The sequence below is a fragment of the Streptomyces sp. NPDC002911 genome, assembly GCF_053591835.1.
The window spans coordinates 1-18,869 of record NZ_JBSFUO010000019.1 but is presented as its reverse complement, the minus strand read 5'-3'; the positions used below and the strand labels follow the sequence as shown (position 1 = coordinate 18,869).

Below are 18,869 nucleotides of genomic sequence, written 5' to 3'. Positions count from 1 at the left end.
ACGCCGCCGTGACTGGAGTAGCGATGGAGTACCACCCGCAGCCGACCGCCGGCGAGGCCAGGCCCTGGGCCTTTCCCGCACCCGAGCGTGGCACCCTGCCCAACGGGCTGACCGTGCTGCGCTGCCACCGCCCCGGCCAGCAGGTCGTCGCGGTGGAGATCTTCCTGGACGCCCCGCTGGACGCCGAGCCCGAGGGTCTGGACGGTGTGGCCACGATCATGGCGCGCGCGCTGTCCGAGGGCACGGACAAGCACTCGGCGGAGGAGTTTGCCGCCGAGCTGGAGCGGTGCGGCGCCACGCTGGACGCCCACGCGGACCACCCGGGTGTGCGGGTCTCCCTGGAGGTGCCGGTCTCGCGGCTGCCCAAGGCCCTCGGCCTGGTCGCCGAGGCCCTGCGGGCCCCGGCCTTCGCGGAGAGCGAGGTCGAGCGTCTGGTGGGCAACCGCCTCGACGAGATCCCGCACGAGCAGGCGAACCCGGCCCGACGGGCCGCCAAACAGCTCTCCAAGGAGCTCTTCCCCGCCACGGCACGGATGTCGCGTCCGCGCCAGGGCACCGAGGAGACGGTCCGGCGTATCGACGCCGCCGCCGTGCGTGCCTTCTACGACGCCCATGTGCGCCCGTCCACCGCGACGGCGGTCGTCGTCGGTGACCTCACCGAGGTGGACCTGGACGCGCTGCTCTCCGAAACCGTCGGGGGCTGGTCGGGCAATGCGGGCCAGGCCCGGCCGGTACCCCCGATCACTGCGGACGACACCGGCCGTGTGGTCATCGTGGACCGCCCCGGAGCCGTGCAGACCCAGCTGTTGATCGGCCGGATCGGAGCGGACCGGCACGACAGCGTGTGGCCCGCCCAGGTTCTCGGCACGTACTGTCTGGGAGGCACCCTCACCTCGCGGCTGGACCGGGTGCTGCGCGAGGAGAAGGGCTACACCTACGGCGTGCGGGCCTTCGGACAGGTGCTGCGCTCGACGGCGCCCGGTTCCGCCTCCGGGGCGACCGGTGCCGCGATGCTCGCCATCAGCGGCTCCGTCGACACGGAGTCCACCGGCCCCGCCCTCGACGACCTGTGGAAGGTCCTGCGCACCCTGGCGGCCGAGGGGCTCACCGACGCCGAGCGTGAGACCGCCGTGCAGAACCTCGTGGGCGTGGCCCCGCTGAAGTACGAGACGGCTGCCTCCGTCGCGGGCACCCTGGCCGACCAGGTGGAGCAGCACCTGCCGGATGACTACCAGGCCGAGCTGTACGCGCGCCTGGCAGGGACCGGCACGGTCGAGGCGACCGCCGCCGTGGTCAACGCGTTCCCGGTCGACCGGCTGGTCACTGTCCTGGTCGGGGACGCCGCGCAGATCGCGGAGCCCGTGAAGGCGCTCGGCATCGGCGAGGTGTCGGTCGTCACCGGCTGACAGAACAGGACATGACGGACCCCGGCGAGCGCACTCCCGCTGGGGTCCGTCATATGTCCGTTTCGTAGAAAAAGCCGTCATTCATCCTGTGGGATGTGCGACAAAGGACCCTTTCCGTTTGGTGCGGGAAAGCGGCCCGCTCTAGCGTCGGCCCGGCTGTCCGCCAGACGACTGCCGCGTCCGCGGCGCCGGACAGTCATCGCCGAGTCCCCGTCAGGCGCGAGCCTGGGGAGCCGGGGACCCATGAAGTCCCTGGGGTGAATCGGATCCCTGTCCTCGTCGCAGGCTCAGGGGCCCGTAGGAGACCTTCCTGCTCCGAACCCGTCAGCTAACCCGGTAGGCGAGAAGGAAGGAAAGGATCCAGCCCCTCCATGGCGTTCATCCGTGCCACCGGGAAGCACCGTGCCCCGAGCCGCCTGACGCGCAAGAGCGCCGAGGCCGCCGGTATCGCGGCCCTGGCCACCGCCGGCGTCATCGGCACCCCGGCCTCCCCGGCCCTCGCCGCGGACTCCGAGGCCGTCACCGCCACCGGCCTGACCCAGGCGGTCGTCCTCGATACCACCCTCGCCGCGCAGATCGACGCCCAGGCGAAGGCGCAGCAGCACCAGGCCGACGTCGCCGCCGAGGCTGAAGCGAAGGCCGAGGCCAAGGCGGAGGCCGAGGCGAAGGCGGAGGCTGAGGCGAAGCGCAAGGCCGAAGCCCGTGCCAAGGAGGCACGCGAGGCCGAGGCGCGCGCCGCACGCGCCGCCGAGCGTGCCCGGCTGAACTCCTTCCACCTCCCGGTCGCAGGCTCGCACGTGACCACCGGCTACCAGTCCGGAGGAGCGCTCTGGTCCTCCGGCAGCCACTCCGGCGTCGACTTCCAGGCGGCGTCCGGCACCTCTGTCGTCGCAGTCGGCGCCGGCACGGTCGTGGAGGCGGGCTGGGGCGGCGCGTACGGCAACAACATCGTGCTCCGGATGAAGGACGGTACGTACACCCAATACGGCCACCTCTCCTCGATCGGTGTGTCCGTCGGCCAGAGCGTCGGCTCGGGCGAGCGGATAGGCGTCTCCGGCTCGACCGGCAACTCCACCGGGCCGCACCTGCACTTCGAGGCCCGGGCCACCGCCGAGTACGGCTCGGACATGGATCCCGTCGCGTACCTCCGCGCCCACGGCGTCCAGGTCTGACCCGCGCCGCACCACATCGCTCGGACGAGGGCCCCGGCATCCGCCGGGGCCCTCGCCATGTCCGGGTGAGAGGCCCGCAGAAGCCCCGCGCACGTGCTCCCCTGGCCAAAAGATATCCATGGATTACACCCCGCCATCGGAAATTCCAGCCGTTTGCAATAGAGTCACAGAACAGGCGTCGATCGGCCGCGTTTCGCGGGGATTAAGGCGGAGGTTCGGACATGCGCATTCCCGCGCATTCGGTATGCACGGCAATCCGTGACGACATCGTCTCCGGTGTCTTCGAGCGCGGCAGCCGCCTCACCGAAGAGGTGCTCGCACGTCGCTACGGCGTCTCCCGCGTCCCCGTACGCGAGGCGCTGCGCACCCTGGAATCCGAGGGGTTCGTCGTCACCCGCCGGCACGCCGGTGCCTGCGTCGCCGAACCCACGGAGCAGGAGGCCGCCGACCTCCTGGAGATCCGGATGCTCCTGGAGCCCCTCGGAGCCGCCCGCGCGGCTCAGCGCCGCACCGAGGCGCACCTCAAGGTGCTCCGCGGCCTGGTCAGGCTGGGGCAGGAGCGGGTGCGCAGGGGCGAGGGCGAGGATCTGCGCTCCCTGGGCGGCTGGTTCCACGAGACGTTGGCGCAGGCCTCGGGCAGCCCCGCGCTGATCGCTCTGCTCACCCAGCTCCGGCACAAGATCGCCTGGATGTACGTCGTCGAGCAGCCGGCCCGCCCCGCGGACTCCTGGGCGGAGCACGGCGCTCTCGTCGACGCCGTGGCGCGCCGGGACGTGGAGCGGGCCAGGGCTCTCGCCGCCCAGCACGCCGAGCGGGCCACCGCTGCCCACCGGCTGCGCCGCACGGACCTGCCGGGGCGCCCGGCGGGCACGGCCCGGGTGAGGACTTCGCAACACCCCGTAAACATCGCGGGAGCCCGCCATTAACAAGCGCACCGTATACAAAGAGGGTAATTATCGGAGGGCTTTCTTTTTGCTGTCCTGACTCGGGTTTTCGGAGCTCTCCACGAACCCGGTCAAGGAAATGCGAAAAGCCGCGGCTCCCGGTGGGGGCCGCGGCTTTCCCGCAGGAATGCGCCGGTTGGAAACGGCTGGAGTCAGACGGTCTCCGGAAGCTCCTCGAGCCCTTCGGTGACCAGCTTCGCCAGGCGGTCCAGGGCGGCTTCCGCGTTGTCCGCCTCGGACGTGAGCACGATCTCCTCGCCACCCTGGGCGCCCAGGCTGAGCACCGCGAGCATGGAAGCGGCGTTCACCGGGTTGCCGTCCGCCTTGGCGATCGTCACGGGGACGCCGGAGGCCGTGGCGGCACGGACGAAGATGGAAGCGGGGCGGGCGTGCAGGCCCTCGGCCCAACCGACGTTGACGCGGCGCTCAGCCATGGTTCTGCCCTTCACGTAACAATGGGTTGTCTAGACCAGTCTCTCATGCAGTGCGCATTGCTGTGCCAGGCACAGTAACCGGGCCGCCCAAGCCCAGCCGGCCTCCTCGGCGTGCCGTCGCCACCATCCCGACGCGACCGGTGCGACGGGCCGTACGCTTTGCCCATGGAGCTCACTCCGGAGCAGAGTCCGCCTCACGCGTACCCAGGCCACTGGGAGGCGGACGTGGTGCTCCGCGACGGTGGCACCGCGCGCATCCGGCCCATCACCACGGATGATGCCGAGCGGCTGGTCAGCTTCTACGAGCAGGTGTCCGACGAATCGAAGTACTACCGCTTCTTCGCCCCGTATCCGCGTCTCTCCGCCCGGGACGTGCACCGCTTCACCCATCATGACTACGTCGACCGGGTGGGACTGGCCGTCACGATCGGCGGCGAGTTCATCGCCACCGTCCGCTTCGACCGGATCAACGAGCAGGGCAGGCCCGCGTCGGCCCCAGCGGACGAGGCCGAGGTCGCCTTCCTCGTCCAGGACGCCCACCAGGGCCGAGGTGTGGCGTCGGCCCTTCTCGAACACATCGCGGCGGTGGCCAGGGAACGGGGCATCCGCCGTTTCGCGGCCGAGGTGCTGCCGGCCAACAACAAGATGATCAAGGTGTTCCGGGACGCCGGGTTCACCCAGCAGCGGAGCTTCGAGGACGGCTCGGTCCACCTCACCCTCGACCTGGAACCCACGGCCGAGTCCCTCGCCGTCCAGCGCGCCCGTGAGCAGCGGGCCGAAGCGCGTTCCGTCCAGCGCCTGCTCGCCCCCGGGTCCGTCGCGGTCATCGGCGTCGGCCGTGAGCCCGGCGGCGTGGGCCGGACGGTGTTGCGCAATCTCGTCGGCTCGGGCTTCACCGGACGCACGTACGCGGTGAACACGTCGTTCGCGGCCGGACCGGGCACGGTCGACGGGGTGCCCGCGCACCGCTCCGTGGGTGAGATCGGCGAACAGGTCGATCTCGCGGTCGTCGCCGTCCCCGCGGACCGGGTGCCCGGGGCTGTCGCCGACTGCGGCGAACACGGGGTCCAGGGCCTCGTCGTCCTCTCCGCCGGATACGCCGAGCGCGGCGCCGAAGGGCGGGAGCGGCAGCGGGAACTGGTCCGGCAGGCACGCTCGTACGGCATGCGGATCATCGGCCCGAACGCCTTCGGCATCATCAACACCTCCGACACCGTCCGCCTCAACGCCTCTCTCGCCCCGGAGTCGCCCCAGGCCGGGCGCATCGGACTCTTCACCCAGTCCGGCGCCATCGGGATCGCCCTCCTGTCCGGTCTCCACCGCAGGGGCGCCGGCCTCTCGGCCTTCATCTCCGCAGGCAACCGGGCCGATGTCTCCGGCAACGACTTCCTGCAGTACTGGTTCGAGGACCAGGACACCGATGTCGCCCTGCTGTACCTCGAATCACTGGGCAACCCGCGCAAGTTCACCCGGCTCGCCCGCCGGACGGCCGCCGTGAAGCCGGTGGTCGTGGTGAAGGGCGCACGGCACAGCGGAAGCAATCCACCGGGCCACGCCGTACCGGTCAGCCGGATCCCCGACGCGACGGTCTCCGCGCTGATGCGCCAGGCGGGCGTGATCCGCGTCGACACCGTGACGGAGATGGTCGACGTCGGTCTGCTCCTCGCCGGTCAGCCCCTGCCGGACGGCCCCCGGGTGGCGATCCTGGGCAACTCGGAGTCGCTCGGCCTCCTCACCTACGACGCCTGCCTGGCGGAAGGACTGCGCCCCCGCCCGCCCCGCGACCTCACCACGGAGGCGAGCCCGCAGGACTTCCGGTACGCACTGGCCGAGGCGCTCGCCGACCGGACGTGCGACGCGGTGATCGTGACCGCGATCCCCTGGGTGGGGGAGAACGGCGAGGCGGAGACCGGCGACGGCGAGGTCCTGGCGGCCGCGCTGCGCGAGGCGGCGGCCACCGGCCCCGCCAAGCCGGTGGCGGTGGTGCACGTGGAGATGGGCGGCCTGGCGCAGGCCCTCGCCGCCGCCACGAGTACGGCCGCCCCGCCTGCCTCCCGGCCTGCCGCCCATGCGGCTGCCGCGGAGCCGGCGTCCCGGCCGCCCGTCGCGTCCCCGCCCGTCGCGTCCCCGCCCGTCGCGTCCCCGCCCGTCGCGTCCCCGTCCGGCGCGGTCACGCCCGGTGAGGTGACGGCCGCAACCGGTCGCACCGCGCCCTCCGCCGGGCGGATCCCCGCCTATCCCGCAGCGGAGCGAGCCGTCCGCGCGCTCGCCGAAGCGGTGAAGTACGCCCAGTGGCGGCGCCAGGTGGCCGTCCCCGGCAAAGTGCCCGAATTCCTGGACGACACCATCGACGAGCACGGGACCGCCGGGCTGATCAGGACGCTGCTCGGCCCGAGCCCCGACCCACGCGGCCGCCCGCTCACCCACGACGAGGCCCGCGAACTGCTCGCCCGCTACGGCGTCTCCGTACGGCCGTCGCTCTCCGCCCCCGATCCGGATGCCGCCGTCGCCGCCGCCGCGAAGCTCGGCTACCCGGTGGCCCTCAAGACCACCGCCCCCCACCTCCGGCATCGCGCCGACCTCGGCGGCGTCCGGCTCGATCTCGCCAACGAGAACGCCCTGCGCCGTTCGTACGACGAGCTGACCGATCTGCTCGGCACGCCCGCCGAACTCCGGCCCGTCGTCCAGGCCATGGCCCCCAGGGGCGTCGACACCGTCGTCAGGGCGTCCATCGACGCGGCCGCCGGTGCCGTTCTCTCCTTCGGACTGGCCGGCGCACCCTCCGAGCTGCTGGGCGACACGGGCCACCGTCTCGTGCCCGCCACCGACCGCGACGCCGCCGAGCTGATCCGCTCCATCAGGGCGGCTCCGGTGTTGTTCGGCTGGCGCGGCTCCGCGCCGGCGGACACCGCTGCGCTCGAGGAGCTCCTCCTGAGGGTGTCCCGGCTGGTCGACGACCATCCCGAAGTGGTCTCGGTCGCCCTGGAACCCGTGGTCGTGGCCACGCGGGGACTGACGGTGCTCGGGGCGAGCGTCCGGCTGGCCCCGCCGCCGGCCCGCAGTGATCTCGGTCCCCGCCGGCTCCCCAGCTACTGAACACCCCACGGACCCGCGCACGACGTCCCCGGCAGCCACCGGCCCCCCGTAGGATGGTGCGTATGGCAAAGACCGGTACGACGACCCAGGGGCTGCGCGCGGCGATCGAGCGCAGCGGCTACTACCCGGCCCTCGTGGCCGAGGCGGTGGAGGCCGCCGTCGGCGGGGAGCCGGTCGCTTCGTACCTGGTGCACCAGGAGACCACCTTCGACTCCAACGAGGTCCGCCGCCATGTCACGGTCCTCGTCCTGACGGACACGCGCTTCATCGTCAGCCACACCGACGAGCAGGCCGCCGACACGAGCTCCCCGACGCCGTACGCCACGACGTCCACGGAGTCGGTCAAGCTCGACCGGATCTCGTCCGTCGTGGTCAGCCGCGTGGTCGCGAACCCCGAGAAGTACGTGCCCGGCACGCTGCCCCGCGAGGTCGTCCTGACCATCGGCTGGGGTGCCGTCTCCCGCATCGACCTCGAGCCCGCGGCCTGTGGCGACCCCAACTGCGAGGCCGACCACGGCTATACCGGCAGCTCCACCGCCGACGACCTGAGCCTGCGCGTCAGCGAGGCCGGGGACGGCCCCGACGCGGTGCGCCAGACCCTTGCCTTCGCACAGTCGCTCTCCGAGGCCACGGCCGCGACCGCGGCGACCGCCCGCTGATGGTCCAGCCCGCCTGGCAGGACCCCGTTCTGCTCGCTCCCGATTCAGCGCCCGTACCCGAATACGGCACCGGCTCGCTCGCCGATCTGCTGCCGACGCTCGTCGCGGGTCAGGGGGTACCCGGCTTCGAGGCGACCATTGCGGAGCTCACCCCCGCAGACCGGAACTGCGTCTTTCTGATCGACGGTCTCGGCTGGGAGCAGATCAAGGCACACCCGGACGAGGCACCCTTCCTGCACTCGCTGCTGCCCACCTCCCGCGGCGGCACCGGCAGGCCGATCACGTCGGGTTTCCCGTCCACCACCGCGACCTCGCTCGCCTCGGTCGGCACGGGCCTCGCCCCGGGCGAGCACGGCCTCCCCGGCTACACGGTGCGCAACCCGGAGACGGGCGCACTGATGAATCAGCTCCGCTGGAAGCCGTGGACCGCTCTCAAGGCCTGGCAGCCGTACCCCACCGTCTTCACGCTCGCCGACGCCGCCGGCATACGCACGGCCCAGGTCTCCGCCCCCGCCTTCGAGCAGACACCTCTGACCAAGGTGGCGCTCAGCGGCGGCTCCTTCCTCGGCCGGCTCACCGGCGAGGACCGGATGGACCTCGCCGCCGAGCGGCTCGCCACCGGTGACAGGTCGCTCGTCTACACGTACTACAGCGAGGTCGACGGTCAGGGGCACCGCTACGGTGTCGACTCCGACGCCTGGCGTGGCCAGCTGATGTACGTCGACGGGCTCGCCCGGCGCCTCGCCGAGCAGCTGCCGCCCCGTTCGGCGCTGTACATCACTGCCGACCACGGCATGATCGACATCCCGTTCGACGAGCGGTCCCGGATCGACTTCGACGAGGACTGGGAGCTGAGCGCCGGAGTCGCCCTGCTGGGCGGCGAGGGCCGTGCCCGCCACGTGTACGCGGTCCCCGGGGCCCAGGCGGACGTGCTGACCGTCTGGCGCGAGGTGCTCGGCGAGCAGTTCTGGGTGGCGAGCCGGGACGAGGCCATCGCGGCGGGCTGGTTCGGCCCGCGGATCGACGAGCGGGTGTACGGCAGAATCGGCGACGTGGTGGCGGCCGCTCACGACGACGTGGTGATCACCGCATCGGTCAAGGAGCCCCACGAGTCCGCGATGGTGGGGATGCATGGATCGCTGACCCCGGTGGAACAGCTGGTTCCGCTCCTCGAAGTACGCTCGTAGCCCTCCGTCTCCCGACTGCACCGCACCCCGAAAGGCGCTCGACTTCTCATGCCCGAGCTCGTGTTCTTCTCCGGCACCATGGATTGCGGGAAGAGTACTTTGGCGCTTCAGATCGGGCACAATCGGTCGGCACGGGGGCTTCAGGGTGTGATCTTCACCCGGGACGACCGGGCGGGTGAGGGCAAGTTGTCCTCACGGCTGGGTCTGGTGACAGAGGCTGTCGAGGCGAACGAGGGGATGGACCTGTACGCGTACCTGGTTGCTCAGCTGACCAAGGGCGGCAGGGTCGACTACGTGATCGTGGACGAGGCGCAGTTCCTGGCTCCGGCCCAGATTGATCAGCTGGCTCGCGTCGTGGACGACTTGGAGATGGACGTCTTCGCTTTCGGCATCACGACGGACTTTCGCACGAGGCTGTTTCCTGGTTCGCAGCGACTGATCGAGTTGGCGGACCGGATCGAGCAGCTTCAGGTCGAGGCTCTCTGCTGGTGTGGAGCCCGCGCCACGCACAACGCGCGGACCATAGACGGTGAGATGGTCGTCGAGGGGGCTCAGGTCGTGGTCGGTGACGTGAACCGGCCGATGGGCGAGATCGGCTACGAGGTTCTCTGCCGCCGTCACCACCGGCGTCGTATGACTGCTGCGTCCGCTCGCGTGGGCGCGCTGTCCCCGGATGTTCTGCCGGTGTCGTCTGCTTGACGCCATGGCGGGTGTGGAGTTGCGCGACGTAGTGGAGTTCCGGTCCCACGTCCAGCGGATGGCATACCGTCACGTCGCCGATCTGGCAGACATGAAGATCAGAGGGGCTCTGACTCTTCCGAGTCGGGCCCCTGGCTTTTCCCGTGCCGGTCCGGGGAGGGTCCGTGTGTGAGAGCGTCGCGATGGGCCGTGTCAGCTGAAGGCGCGGCGGTAGGCGTGCGGGCTGGTGCCGGTAGTCTTCCTGAAGCGGTCACGGAAGGCGGTGGGCGAGCCGAACCCGACCTGGGCGCCGATGCGTTCGACGGGATGGCGGGTGGTCTCCAGGAGATGCTGGGCCTGACGGATGCGTGCGCGGTGGAGCCACTGGAGCGGGGTGGTGCCGGTCTGTTCGCGGAAGCGCCGTATCAGCGTCCGGGTGCTTGTTCCGGCGTGGGCGGCGATGTCGGCGAGGGTGAGATCGGAACCCAGGTTGTCCTGCAGCCAGGCCAGCAGCGGCTCCAGTGTTGATCCTCGAGGCGCGGGCGCGTGATGGTGGACGATGAACTGTGCTTGTCCGCCTTCGCGTTCCAGGGGCATGACGGACAAGCGGGCGGCGTCGGCTGCGACGGCTGAGCCGTAGTCCCGGCGGATCATGTGCAGGCACAGGTCCAGGCCCGCGGCGGCGCCGGCGGAGGTGAGGATCTGGCCGTTGTCGACGTACAGGACGTCGGGATCCACCTCGATGTCCGGGTAGGTGGCGGCCAGGAGATCGGCCGCGGACCAGTGGGTGGTGGCACGCAGGCCGTCGAGCAGCCCGGTTGCGGCCAAGGGGAAGGTGCCCGAGCAAATGGAGGCTATGCGCGTGCCGTTCGCGGCGGCTGCGCGCAGCGCGTCGCGGACGGCGGGAGTGAGCGGGGCCGCGGGGTCGGCGGTACCGGGAACGATGATCGTGTCCGCGGCCCTGAGAGCCTCCAGTCCCCAGGGCACGCGCACGGTGAAGGTGCCGGCATCGATCTCCGGCTGTCCGGCGCAGACGCGGATCTGGTAGCCGGGGCGTCCGTCCGGGAGGCGGGTGCGGGAGAAGACCTCGATCGGGGTGGACAGATCGAACGGGATCACCTGGTCCAAGGCGAGGACGACAAGGGTGTGCATGGCCAGAAGGTACCTGACCGTCAGTGGTCATACCCCGGTCTCAGCTTCGTGAACTTTGCGATGTGGTCAGCTCAGAGCCTTGCTTACGGCCTTGGCGGTATTCCGTTGGAAGGTGTCACTCATGCCACTGGGGAGAGGGGCCGGCGGCCGGTTAGCGTCGGGAGCGACTCCGGCATGGGCCGGATGCCGACCGCCCACGAAGGAACTTCCCCATGCATGCCCAGATCATCCTGTTCGACGGCTTCGATCCGCTCGATGTCATCGCCCCCTACGAAGTGCTGTACGCCGGCGGCACCGCCTCCGGCGGCGCGGTGAGTGTGGAACTGGTCTCCGCGGAAGGACCGCGTGAGGTGGTCAGCGGCACCGGGGGCCTGGTACTGCGTGCCACAGCCGCCTTGGACCCCGCACGCGCGGGCCTGGTCCTGGTCCCCGGCGCCTCGGGCCGCGTGGGCGAGCCCGGCGAGGTCCCCGACCATGACGCGGGGGCCGGGGAATGGCAGCAGGACGAATTCATCCCCGTGCTGCTGGGCCGCGCCCTGACGACTGGGCTGCCCTCACTGCTGAAGGCAGCGAGGGACAACCCCGAGGTGACGCTCAGCGCGGTGTGCGGCGGCTCGCTCGTCCTGGCCATGGCCGGCCTGCTGGAGGGCCGCTACGCCACCACCCACCACATGGGCCTGGACATGCTCGACGCCACCGGCGTCCACGCGGTGAGCGCCCGCGTCGTCGACGACGGTGACCTCGTCACCGGGGCCGGCGTCACCTCCGGCCTCGACCTGGGCCTGTACCTGCTGGAGCGCATGGCAGGCCCCCGGGTCGCCCACGCTGTCGAAGAACTATTCGCCTATGAGCGCCGGGGCACCGTCTGGCGCCACGAAGGCCCCGTGCCCGTCTGTCTCTGACGGCATATGCCGCCTTGCACGTCAACCTCCGCGCACGTCAACCGCACCGCACGCGTAAGGAAGAACAGCACCATGGCCGCAGAAGGCGTCTGGGACCTGTCCGTCTCCACCCCGATCGGCAGGATCGAAGCCGTGGTCGAACTTGCGCGGCAGGCAGGTGTCCTGACCGGGGCAGCCCATGGGGCAGGAGAGAACGTCCCGCTCAGCGACGTCATCCTCGATGGTGACCGACTCACCTGGAAGCAGGCCGTCACCAAGCCCCTGCGCCTGAACCTGGCCTTCGCGGTCACGGTCGACGGCGACACCCTGACCGGCACGTCCAAGGCCGGACGTCTTCCGGCCTCGAAGGTCACCGGACGACGCCGTACCGTCCCGGCGGCCGTGGGCCACTGAGCATGACGGAACTTCTCCTCTCCCTGCGTGTCCTGGCGGCGGTACTGGCCATAGGACCGGCCACGGCCGCCGCGAGCATGTTCCCCAGAGCGCTGCGTCGCGCTCACATCGCCCCGGCTGACCGTGAGGCGCTCGCGTCCCTGCGCCCAAACAGCGGCGACAGTGCCCGGCGGTCCGCGTCGGTGAGCCTGTCCGCCCCTGACCGGATCACCGGAAGCCGCTGACAAAGACCCCGCCCGTAGCGCGGGGTGCCCCTGGGGTTTGTCACGATCTGCGGTCAACACTTTCTGCGGTGCCGGATTGTTGGATCCACGAGCTGAGGATCCGGAGTTTCTCTTCGCCCGGGGAGCCGGGGGCTGGCGACCAGACAGTGAGGTGCTGGTCGAGGTCTCCGCTCCAGTAGAAGCTGTCCCAGTCGAGGGTGAGCTCGCCGAGCTCCGGGTGGTGGATGGTCTTGCTGCCGAAGTTCTGACTCGCAACATGGCGGCCGGCCCACCATTGCCGGAAGAGGGGATACCCGACCGAAAGTTCGCCGACCAGGTTCGCGAGCCGTGGGTCCTTGGTGTTGTCGACGGCCTGCACGCGCAGAAGTGCGACGCCGGTACGGGCCATGCTCTCCCAGTCGTCGTAGAAGTCCTTCATGCGCGGGTCGGCGAACGACATGCGGACGTAGTTGCGCTCGTGCGGGGCCATCTTGTCGATGTCGATGAGGAGCGCGGCGGCGAGGGGGTTCCAGGCGATGAAGTCGAGGTACTTGCCCACCAGGAACGCAGGAGTGAGCGTCAGCTGGTCCAGGAGGCGCTGGATCTGCGGTCGCGCCGGCGCCGGCCGGATCCTGGGTGACGTGCGCCGGTCGGCTTGTCGGGCGAGCCCTTCGACGTAGGTGCGCTGAACCGGTGTGAGGCGCAGCGTGTGTGCGAGGGCGTCGAGTCCGGAGGGGAGGGTGCGAGACGTCCCTGCTCGATGCGGCTGTAGTAGTCATGGCTGATCGCGGTGTGCGCGGCGACTTCTTCCCGGCGCAGGCCGCTCACCCGCCGCGTTCCATAGTCCCCTGGGGGCAGACCGAGTGCGGTCGGGCTGGGTTCGCTACGCCGGGCCTTCAGGAACTGGACCAGCTCCTCCAGGTGCGGCGGGTTCTTCGCGCTCACGGTCCGGAAACGCTGTGCCGTCCCCCACCAGGCTCAGGTGTGCGTGTGGAGGTAGGCGGGCCCCTTGCCGCACCGGGCTCGTTCGATGGCATCGAGACGTGCGTAGGCCCGTGGCCCCATCAACTCCCGCCAGTCGGTGAGGCCGTAGACAGCCCACATGTCGTGCTCGGCGGGATCGAGGCGGATCCGGCGAAGCTGGTCCGCGGTCAGCCGGCCTCCGTCGAAGATGAGACCTACCTTGTTCAGCGGCATGCGGGGCCCGGCGTGCAGGAAGTGCGTCAGGAGCAGCCTCGGTGTGTCCAGGCCGAGTTCAAGACCGGTTTCCTCGACCGCTTCACGCCGGGCGGTCTGGAGCGGGTCCTCTCCTTGCGCGTCGAGATTGCCGCCCGGGAGCTGCCAGAGCCGCGACCCGTAGACCGAGCGCAGCTGCACGGGCCGGTCGTGCTCGTCGCGGACGTACAGGCAGCCGTAAACCGTGTGGTGGGGAACGGTCTGCGCGTACTGCGCGGGTGTCATTGGCATGGGGCTGCCGGGCCTTGCGGGGCGGTGGTCGAATTCGAAGGCGAGGAGGCCGAGCGCCTCCTTGGCCGGCGGGTAGATGGTGCGAAGGTCGACCAGAAGTTCCTCGCGCGGTCCGTCCGGGTCGATGCGGGCAGGATCCTCCGCGCCGAGCAGGTCCTCGAACGAGGCGTACGGGGTGATCCGCTTCACGATGAAGTCGAGTTCCCGGTCGCTGTCCCGGTCGTGGAAGACGATGGTGTCCTCCACCTCGACGGCCGCCTTCTCGGGGGTGGCGACGCCAACTTCGATCGTCTTGCGTCCCGACTCCACCTGCCCGTAGCAGCGGCCCACGAGGTGGAAGTGATGCTGGCGCCGGGGCGCGGCTTTCTCCTCGTCGTGCCTGTCCGGCGGCGTGCGGCGCCCTTCGGGGCAGCCGTGCTCCTCTTCGTCCCGCGTGGTGAACATGTGTGCAGACACGCCCTTCTCGGTAGTGGTTCCGGCGAGGGCCGGCAGTGGAGGTGCTGAGTGTGCAGCCCAAGCCGGTCGTTCGGGTGCGGACCTCGTCAGGACCCGCCGACGGAGACGTAGCAGGCGCCGTTGGACATGGCCTCCAAAGGCGACGCGCGTGTACTCGGCGATGGGATCGGGCAGGGCGTCCATCGGCCACCAGCAGCACGGTGCGGCACTCCGGTTCGTGGTCATCTTCTTTGCGGTCAGGTGGTCGTGGGGACCGTAGCCGTGGACGGCGCATTCGTACAGGCCGTCGCCGTCGTCTCCGCTCCCGCCTGTACGGACGCAGGTCGGCGGGGAACGGTGCCGGGCCGCGCTGCCGGCCGCCGCCGGGCATGGCTGAGGAGAAGCCACCCAGGTCTATGCGGTGTTGCCAGGGTTGGCCGGACCGATCCGGTTGCTCCCACGCGGCGACGACTCGACAGGCGGGATCGATTCGGCCTGCGGCATGGCTCAGAGGCGGCTGAAAGTGCGTCGGCAGGCGGTTGGGCTCGTGCCTGTGGTCTTGGTACGAGTAGCCACGGGCGCCGCCGGCGCGCGGCGACGTCAAGCACCGTACGGAGGGTGTCGGTTACGAGGTGCTCGGGGCGGGCGGGGCCCCCGGAGAGGGTCAGCTGCCCGGCGGCCGGACGATTGTGAACACCGCGCCCTCCGGGTCCGCCACCGTGGCCAGCCTGCCGCTGGAGGCCTCTCGTGGCGCCCGCAGGACCTGTCCGCCGAGCTCCACCACGCGTGCCGCCGCCTCATCGGTGTCGGCGACCTGGAAGTAGGTCATCCAGTGGGGGCCCCGGTCGCGTGGCAGGGCGTGACCCACACCGTGCAGCGCGGCCACCGGACGGTCCTGGACATGCAGTGTCTGGTAGTCGAAGTCGGCCGAGACGACCGCCTCGGTCCCGAACCCGAACACGGCCTGGTAGAACTTGGCGACCGATGCGGTCTCCCGGGTCACCAGCTCGTTCCACACCGGGGTGCCCGGTGTGCCCACCAAGGCGGTGCCGAGGTGCTCGGCTGCCTGCCAGACGCCGAAGACCGCGCCGCTCGGGTCGGACGCGATCAGGAGGCGGCCCGCGTGTCCCGCGTCGAGGGGGCCGACGGCGACCGTCCCGCCGCAGGAGCGGATCGACTCCGCCGTCACGTCCGCGTCCTCCGTAGCGAAATAGGTCGTCCAGGCGATCGGGAGGTGTCGGCCGGGGGGCAGTTGTCCGATGCCCGCCACCTCCTTGCCGCACAGCGACGCCCGGACGTACGGCCCCAGCTGTTCGGGACCGAGGCGGAACTCCCAGCCGAACAGCCGGCTGTAGAACTCCTTGGTCGCGGTCAGGCCGTGCACGATCAGACTCACCCAGCACGGTGCTCCGGGCATGCGCCGGGCGGCAGCCTCGGTCATCTTCTTCTCTCTCCTCGTACCATCGGGGTGGCCGGACGGGGGATGGAGCCGGCACGGCGTCCAGCGGTACGGATACGGGCGCGTACGCTCCGTGCAGATGCTCGCACCACTGGGGCTCCAAGGCACCCCGGCCCGCCGCGTTTTCCGGCTTCCGCTTACTCCGGAGCCCGATTTGCTGCAGTACGTCCAATTAGGTGCGACGGCACCGGGTGCGACCCCTGCGCGAAGATGGCACCCATGAAGCCCATCATCACCGCATCCGAATACCTGAGCGAATCGGCAGGGCCGCGCCCACCGGTGCTCCTCGACATCCGCTGGCAGCTCGGCGGGCCGAACGGCCGCGCCGACTACGAGGCCGGGCACCTCCCGGGCGCGGTGTTCGTCGATCTCGACTCCGAGCTCGCGGGTCCGGCAGGCAGCGCCGGCCGTCATCCCCTGCCGGACCCGGAAGCCTTCGCGGCCGTCATGCGGCGGTCCGGTGTCGGTCGCGAGACGCCTGTGGTGGTCTACGACGGCGGCCAGGGCTGGGCGGCGGCCCGCGCATGGTGGCTGCTGCGCTGGACCGGGCACTCCGATGTCCGCGTACTGGACGGAGGTCTCGCCGCGTGGACGGGGGAGCTCACCACCGCCGTTCCGGAGCCCGCCGAGGGCGACTTCCGGCCCGAGCCGGGCGCTCTCGGCCTCCTGGACGCGGACGCGGCCGCGGAACTGGCCCGGTCCGGTCTGCTGCTCGACGCGCGGGCCGCGGAACGCTACCGGGGGGACGTGGAACCGATCGACCGCGTCGGCGGCCACATTCCTGGCGCGGTATCCGCTCCTACCACGCAGAACGCCGGCGAGGACGGCCGCTTCCTGCCCGCCGGCACGCTCGCTTCCCGGTTCTCCGCCCTGGGCGCCGACGGCGACACCGAGATCGGCGTCTACTGCGGCTCCGGCGTCTCGGCTGCCCATGAGGTGCTGGCGCTGGAGCTCGCAGGACACCGGGCCGCCTTGTACGCGGGGTCCTGGTCGGAGTGGTCCTCGGACGAGTCCCGCCCCGTCGCCACGGGGCCGGACCCCCGCTGACGCGAAAGGGCGGCGTCCCGGACCGAGCGAGGGCCCGTACGCGGCTGCGTACGGGCCCTCCTCGTGCCACGGGCACCCGGCCCGTTCCTCAGTCCTGCTTCTTCCGGCGTGTGCCGAAGACGATCTCGTCCCAGCTCGGGACCGCCGCCCGGCGTCCTGGACGTACGCCGTCGGCCTCCGCCTGGCGGTCCGTCGTCCCGGTCAGCCGGTCACGGTGGCCTGCCACCGCGCGGGGCATCAGCACATCGGCGTAGGCGGCCCCCGCTCCGGCGGACGCTGCCGCAGCCGGGGGCTCGTCCGCTTCGGGCTCCTGGTGCGGCGCGGGCTCGAGTGCGGGCGGTTCGGGCTGCGAGGGCCGCTCCGGGACGATCATGTCGCCGCGGAAGCTCGGCACCGCCTCCAGGAGGCTGGTCAAGGAGTCGCGCTCGCCGGCGGACACACCGCTGATGCGCTCCTCCGGATCCGGCGCGGGGGGCGCCGGACGCTCGATCTGGCGGTCCAGCGCGCGGTCCAGCGGCCGGTCGCGCGGCAGCCGTGCGATCCGCGGCACGAACGGGAAGCTCGGCTCCGAAGCGGCGAGGTCGTCGCTCTCGCCGATCAGCGAGCGCGCTTCTTCGTCCACGGCTTGGACCTGCCGTCGTGGTGGGTCGTACGTCCAGCTCGCGGAGTGCGGTTCACCGGCGACGCGGTAGACCAGGAGAACCTCCCAGGTGCCGTCGTCCCGGCGCCAGGAGTCCCACTGGACCGTTTCCCTGTCGGCGCCGCGCAGCAGCAGCCGCTCCTGCACCGCCTCGCCCAGCTGGGGGCCGGTGTTCTCGCCGGGACGGCGCACAGCCGTCTTCCGGGCGCGTTCGGCCATGAACGCACGCTCCGCGAGTACAGGGCCCTCGAAGCGGCGCACCCGGTCCACCGGGATGCCGGCGAACTGGGCGACCTCCTCGGCGGAGGCGCCGGCACGTATGCGTGCCTGGATGTCGCGCGGGCGGAGATGGCTCTCCACCTCGATCTCGATCTGGCCGAGCCGGGCGCGGTCGTTGCGCACGGCGGCACGCAGCCGCTCATCGATCGGAAGCGTGTACTCCGTGCTGTCCGCAGCCTTGAGCACCAGTCGTGTGCCGTCGTTTGAGACGGCCACGACACGCAGTTCGGGCATGGGAACCTCCCGGGTGGTGCCTGCCGACGTCACGTGCGTCGCTGCTTCCGCTAGTCGAGTGTGACCTGCCCGGGTTCAGCCTGCCACAACCTTGCCAAATCACCCGGCGTGTCGGGCCTTGGCCCTGCACGCCGCGATGACACGGTCACCTGTGTGCGACGCGGCGCGACCGGATGATCGCTCCATGCAGCAAGCGCCCGTGCGATGCCGCAGCGCCGCCGGTTCGAGTGCCGTCTCAGGCCCCCTCCCGTAGGTCCCGGAAACCCGTGCGGGAGTCCGGCCCCAGGGCTCGCCACAGTACTCCATTCGGGCCACCGGGGTGGACCGGCGCGCCGCCGGAATTCACGCCGGGCACGGGAGTTGGGTTACCCAGTTGTCTGCGGTATGCCCTCCTTGGGTGTGCTGCTTCACAAAATCTCCAGAATCGGAACTATCTGATTCGCTCACATGTCCCTTCAGGGTGCAAGGTGGGGCAGTTGTCGAGCAGGGGCTGATCATGGTGCAGAAGCCGCATAGCAATGCGGAAGGTAAGGAAAGGCGCATAGAGCTGAGCCTTCCACAGGTCGCGGGCAGTGCGGTGGCAGCGGTCGCGGCGGCGGTGATGGCCTCGCAGCTCGGTGTGTACGGGACCATCGCCGGTGCGGGTGTGATGAGCGTCGTGGCGACCTGCGGGGGCTCCGTCTTCCAGCACTTCTTCCGTCGCACGGGGGAGCAGATCCGCGAAGTCACCGTCCAGGTGAAGCATCCCGCGGGCCGGCAGGTCACGGTGCACACCCGGGAGACGTCCCCCTCGGCGCGGCGGCCCGAGGACGACGTGACGAGGGGGCTGCGCATGATGGAGCCGGACCCGGCGCACGACCGCACGACGGCCCTGCGGCAGGTCCGGCCCGGCGACCTGGACCGTACGACGGTGCTGCGGCAGGTCCGGCCCGGTGCCCTGGATCCCGGCGACGCGCGCCCCGGGGCCCCGGGGCGCGCCGACGCGTATCCGGACGACGCATTCTCCGAAGCCCGGACCCCCCGCACCCCCCGCCGCGGCGGGAAGCGCTACGCCCACGCGGCCGTCGGGGTCGTCGTCCTGG

At 71.0% G+C, this 18,869-nt stretch carries 18 protein-coding genes, 1 pseudogene and 1 riboswitch; of the genes and pseudogenes, 12 read left to right on the top strand and 7 right to left on the bottom strand.

Translation table 11 applies throughout. The annotated features are described in order from the left end of the window. The first annotated feature begins 23 nt into the window (after window positions 1–23). The 3 genes from ACWD04_RS24645 to ACWD04_RS24635 all read left to right on the top strand — a co-directional run bounded on the left by ACWD04_RS24645 (window position 24) and on the right by ACWD04_RS24635 (window position 3,504). On the top strand, window positions 24–1,406 hold the full coding sequence (locus ACWD04_RS24645) for a M16 family metallopeptidase (protein WP_451135469.1): 1,383 nt from the start codon (window positions 24–26) through the stop codon (window positions 1,404–1,406). A gap of 190 nt (window positions 1,407–1,596) precedes the next feature. Continuing rightward, window positions 1,597–1,764: riboswitch (cyclic di-AMP (ydaO/yuaA leader) on the top strand. 13 nt (window positions 1,765–1,777) lie between these two features. Continuing rightward, a complete protein-coding gene (locus ACWD04_RS24640) occupies window positions 1,778–2,578 on the top strand; it encodes a M23 family metallopeptidase (protein WP_451135337.1) in 801 nt (266 codons plus the stop codon). A gap of 221 nt (window positions 2,579–2,799) precedes the next feature. Continuing rightward, entirely contained in the window at window positions 2,800–3,504 is a 705-nt protein-coding gene (locus ACWD04_RS24635; RefSeq protein WP_451135335.1) for a GntR family transcriptional regulator, read from the top strand. Between the two features lie 170 nt (window positions 3,505–3,674). Here the strand turns inward: ACWD04_RS24635 and ACWD04_RS24630 are convergent, their stop codons facing one another. Then, the gene (locus tag ACWD04_RS24630; protein ID WP_451135333.1) at window positions 3,675–3,956 is read right to left on the bottom strand and encodes an HPr family phosphocarrier protein; all 282 of its coding nucleotides are present in this window, start codon (window positions 3,954–3,956) and stop codon (window positions 3,675–3,677) included. 165 nt (window positions 3,957–4,121) lie between these two features. Here ACWD04_RS24630 and ACWD04_RS24625 point away from each other — a divergent pair, with 165 nt between their 5' ends. The 4 genes from ACWD04_RS24625 to ACWD04_RS24610 all read left to right on the top strand — a co-directional run bounded on the left by ACWD04_RS24625 (window position 4,122) and on the right by ACWD04_RS24610 (window position 9,597). Further along, window positions 4,122–7,052 (top strand): bifunctional acetate--CoA ligase family protein/GNAT family N-acetyltransferase, encoded by a 2,931-nt coding sequence (locus ACWD04_RS24625; RefSeq protein WP_451135331.1) that lies wholly within the window; start codon window positions 4,122–4,124, stop codon window positions 7,050–7,052. Between the two features lie 62 nt (window positions 7,053–7,114). Continuing rightward, a complete protein-coding gene (locus tag ACWD04_RS24620; protein WP_451135329.1) occupies window positions 7,115–7,711 on the top strand; it encodes a DUF5998 family protein in 597 nt (198 codons plus the stop codon). Next, complete coding sequence (locus ACWD04_RS24615; RefSeq protein ID WP_451135327.1) at window positions 7,711–8,898, top strand: alkaline phosphatase family protein; 1,188 nt, start codon at window positions 7,711–7,713, stop codon at window positions 8,896–8,898. The genes ACWD04_RS24620 and ACWD04_RS24615 overlap by 1 nt, the downstream gene beginning before the upstream one ends. Before the next feature lie 48 nt (window positions 8,899–8,946). Further along, window positions 8,947–9,597, top strand: coding sequence for a thymidine kinase (locus ACWD04_RS24610; RefSeq protein ID WP_451135325.1), 651 nt, complete (start codon window positions 8,947–8,949; stop codon window positions 9,595–9,597). A gap of 192 nt (window positions 9,598–9,789) precedes the next feature. On the opposite strand, the gene ACWD04_RS24605 is transcribed toward ACWD04_RS24610, so the two are convergent. Further along, window positions 9,790–10,728: a GlxA family transcriptional regulator gene (locus ACWD04_RS24605; RefSeq protein ID WP_451135323.1), complete on the bottom strand. Its 939-nt coding sequence runs from the start codon at window positions 10,726–10,728 to the stop codon at window positions 9,790–9,792. Window positions 10,729–10,940: 212 nt separating this feature from the next. On the opposite strand from ACWD04_RS24605, the gene ACWD04_RS24600 reads away from it, so the two are divergent. The 3 genes from ACWD04_RS24600 to ACWD04_RS24590 all read left to right on the top strand — a co-directional run bounded on the left by ACWD04_RS24600 (window position 10,941) and on the right by ACWD04_RS24590 (window position 12,247). Continuing rightward, window positions 10,941–11,630: a DJ-1/PfpI family protein gene (locus ACWD04_RS24600; protein WP_451135321.1), complete on the top strand. Its 690-nt coding sequence runs from the start codon at window positions 10,941–10,943 to the stop codon at window positions 11,628–11,630. Between the two features lie 72 nt (window positions 11,631–11,702). Next, on the top strand, window positions 11,703–12,023 hold the full coding sequence (locus ACWD04_RS24595) for a hypothetical protein (protein ID WP_451135319.1): 321 nt from the start codon (window positions 11,703–11,705) through the stop codon (window positions 12,021–12,023). A gap of 2 nt (window positions 12,024–12,025) precedes the next feature. Continuing rightward, window positions 12,026–12,247, top strand: coding sequence for a hypothetical protein (locus ACWD04_RS24590; protein ID WP_451135317.1), 222 nt, complete (start codon window positions 12,026–12,028; stop codon window positions 12,245–12,247). Window positions 12,248–12,287: 40 nt separating this feature from the next. Here ACWD04_RS24590 and ACWD04_RS24585 read toward each other — a convergent pair whose 3' ends face one another. From ACWD04_RS24585 to ACWD04_RS24570, 4 genes are all read right to left on the bottom strand, one after another. Continuing rightward, window positions 12,288–12,785, bottom strand: a complete 498-nt coding sequence (locus ACWD04_RS24585) for an MmyB family transcriptional regulator (protein ID WP_451135315.1) — start codon at window positions 12,783–12,785, stop codon at window positions 12,288–12,290. 20 nt (window positions 12,786–12,805) lie between these two features. Next, a complete protein-coding gene (locus ACWD04_RS24580; protein WP_451135313.1) occupies window positions 12,806–13,171 on the bottom strand; it encodes a helix-turn-helix domain-containing protein in 366 nt (121 codons plus the stop codon). A 33-nt stretch (window positions 13,172–13,204) separates the two neighbouring features. Further along, window positions 13,205–14,149 carry an NUDIX domain-containing protein gene (locus ACWD04_RS24575; RefSeq protein WP_451135311.1) on the bottom strand — a complete coding sequence of 315 codons (945 nt, stop codon included), beginning with the start codon at window positions 14,147–14,149 and terminating at the stop codon, window positions 13,205–13,207. 643 nt (window positions 14,150–14,792) lie between these two features. Beyond that, on the bottom strand, window positions 14,793–15,569 hold the full coding sequence (locus ACWD04_RS24570) for a VOC family protein (RefSeq protein ID WP_451135309.1): 777 nt from the start codon (window positions 15,567–15,569) through the stop codon (window positions 14,793–14,795). A 237-nt stretch (window positions 15,570–15,806) separates the two neighbouring features. Here ACWD04_RS24570 and ACWD04_RS24565 point away from each other — a divergent pair, with 237 nt between their 5' ends. Then, window positions 15,807–16,634 (top strand): sulfurtransferase, encoded by an 828-nt coding sequence (locus ACWD04_RS24565; protein WP_451135307.1) that lies wholly within the window; start codon window positions 15,807–15,809, stop codon window positions 16,632–16,634. An 88-nt stretch (window positions 16,635–16,722) separates the two neighbouring features. Here the strand turns inward: ACWD04_RS24565 and sepH are convergent, their stop codons facing one another. Further along, complete coding sequence (gene sepH / locus ACWD04_RS24560) at window positions 16,723–17,787, bottom strand: septation protein SepH (protein ID WP_451135305.1); 1,065 nt, start codon at window positions 17,785–17,787, stop codon at window positions 16,723–16,725. Window positions 17,788–18,283: 496 nt separating this feature from the next. Between sepH and ACWD04_RS24555 the strand changes: the two are divergent. Beyond that, window positions 18,284–18,869: pseudogene (locus ACWD04_RS24555) on the top strand (hypothetical protein); the annotation flags it as partial.